We start from the raw sequence: 1929 nt of genomic DNA, 5'->3' as shown, positions 1-1929 counted from the left end.
TCCCGCGCGGCTTTCAATGCGAGTCCCGGCAATCCGCGAATCTTCAAATGATCCCCAACTTCGTTAAGCAGTATACCGGGAAAGAACTAACAGATGCCCACCCTCCGCGAAACCATCCTGACCGCGCTGCACGCGCGTCTTTCATCGCTGCCCACCACCACCTCCCTACGCGGCGACGCCCTGCCCGAACGCGTGCCGCCCGACGGCCTCCTGATCCTGCGCGACGGCGACCCAGGCGAACCTGAGGTGACGCTGTCGCCAGTCGCCTACCACTACCAGCACCGCGCCGAGATCGAGGCGGTCATTCAGGGCTTTGACCGTGGCGCCGCCTTCGACGCCCTATGTGCCAGCATCGGCACCGTGATCGCCGCCGACCGAACGCTGGGAGGGCTTTGCGACTGGGTCGAAGCGGAAGCGCCGCGCCCGGTCGATCTTCCGGTCGAGGGCGCGGCCAGCCTCAAGGCGGCGGTCATTCCTGTGATCCTGCACTACACGACAACCGACCCGCTGGCGTGACCGCCGATCAGCAGGTGCCGTAATAATTGCCCGAGAAGCGGCAATATTCGCGCGCGGTGCCACTGGCGATCATCGTCGCCGCGATGTCGCGACCGTCCGGCAGCCAGCATTGCCCGACGATGCGCCCGTAGCGGTCGACATCGCGCATCCGGCATTGGACGGTACGTCCAGATACGAGGCCTGCGAGTTGCGCCGTCGCCGCTGACCCTCCGGCATTTCCGATCTCCGGCGCGTCGAGCCCCCAGACCCGGATGCGGGTGCGTTGGCCGCTGACCCAGAACGTGTCGCCATCGGCAACCCGCGTCACCTGACCGGCAAAATCGAACCGTGATGGCGTCGCGGGTGCCGCGACCTCGGTCGGCACGCATCCCGTCAGAACCACCGCAGTGATAACCGAGGCGGCGGCCCGCCCTCCTAGCAGCCAACCGGCGGCTCGCCGCAATCCCAAACCCACTTTCGCACCCCTCACGACCAGCATCCCAACACCTGCCCATTCTGCGGGACGTGGCCAGAACCAGCAACAGCGCGCCCCACACATCCTCAACTTGACACCGACCGAAAGGATTTTTCATGGCACGAGCCCAGGGGGCGCGGGCGCAGATGGCGCTTGCGTTCGAGACCGTTTATGGCACGCCGCCCGCGGGCGGTTTCACGAAGATGCCCTTTGCCAGCACCACGCTCGGGGCGGAACAGCCGCTGCTGAACTCGGAACTCTTGGGCTATGGCCGCGATCCGCTGGCGCCGATCAAGGATGCGGTGACCGCCGATGGCGATGTCGTCGTGCCGATCGATGCAGAGGCGTTCGGCTTCTGGCTGAAGGCAGCCTTCGGGGAACCAGTGACGACCGGCACCGGGCCTTGGACGCATGAGTTCCGCTCGGGGGCCTGGACGCTACCCAGCCTCTCCATCGAGACCGGCATGCCGGAGGTGCCGCGCTATGCGATCTATTCCGGATGCGTGCTGGACCAGCTCAGCTGGCAGATGCAGCGCTCGGGTCTGTTGACCGCGACCGCGCGGCTGGTCGCGCAGGGCGAGACCATCGGCACCATCAGCAGCGCTGGCACGCCCGCCCCCATTGATCTGAAGCGCTTCGGGCATTTCAACGGATCGATCACCCGAAACGGCGCGGCGCTCGGCAATGTCGTCTCGGCCCAGATCGCCTATGCCAATAATCTCGACCGGATCGAGACCATCCGCGCCTCGGGCCGCATCGATGGCGCTGCTCCCTCGATTGCCGCGCTGACCGGCTCCATCGAGGTGCGGTTCTCGGACAGCACACTGGTAGCACAGGCCCTTGATGGCGATCCTTGTGCGCTGGCGTTTTACTATGCCCTGCCCTCGGGCGAAAGCTTCACCTTCACCGTGCATGCCGTCTACCTGCCGCGCCCACGGCTCGAAATATCCGGACCACAG

3 protein-coding genes are annotated in these 1929 nt (G+C 65.9%); 2 read left to right on the top strand and 1 reads right to left on the bottom strand.

Going from position 1 to position 1929, the window contains the following annotated elements; genetic code table 11:
- The first annotated feature begins 93 nt into the window (after positions 1–93).
- On the top strand, positions 94–516 hold the full coding sequence (locus ACK5L9_RS23585; protein ID WP_416913897.1) for an acyl-CoA transferase: 423 nt from the start codon (positions 94–96) through the stop codon (positions 514–516).
- Between the two features lie 7 nt (positions 517–523).
- On the opposite strand, the gene ACK5L9_RS23580 is transcribed toward ACK5L9_RS23585, so the two are convergent.
- Positions 524–994: a thermonuclease family protein gene (locus ACK5L9_RS23580; protein ID WP_416913896.1), complete on the bottom strand. Its 471-nt coding sequence runs from the start codon at positions 992–994 to the stop codon at positions 524–526.
- Positions 995–1086: 92 nt separating this feature from the next.
- On the opposite strand from ACK5L9_RS23580, the gene ACK5L9_RS23575 reads away from it, so the two are divergent.
- The coding region (locus ACK5L9_RS23575; protein ID WP_416913895.1) for a phage tail tube protein at positions 1087–1929 on the top strand (843 nt) is incomplete at its 3' end.

It is taken from the genome of Paracoccus sp. (in: a-proteobacteria) (genome assembly GCF_047973135.1).
Taxonomy (GTDB): Bacteria; Pseudomonadota; Alphaproteobacteria; order Rhodobacterales; family Rhodobacteraceae; genus Paracoccus.
The sequence above is the reverse complement of the archived record's forward strand: the minus strand, read 5'-3'. Positions and strand labels throughout refer to the sequence as shown.

Coding starts and splice junctions, on each gene's coding strand:
- ACK5L9_RS23585 (WP_416913897.1), top strand. CDS start 94: ATGCCCACCCTCCGCGAAACCATCCTGACCGCGCTGCACGCGCGTCTT.
- ACK5L9_RS23580 (WP_416913896.1), bottom strand. CDS start 994: ATGCTGGTCGTGAGGGGTGCGAAAGTGGGTTTGGGATTGCGGCGAGCC.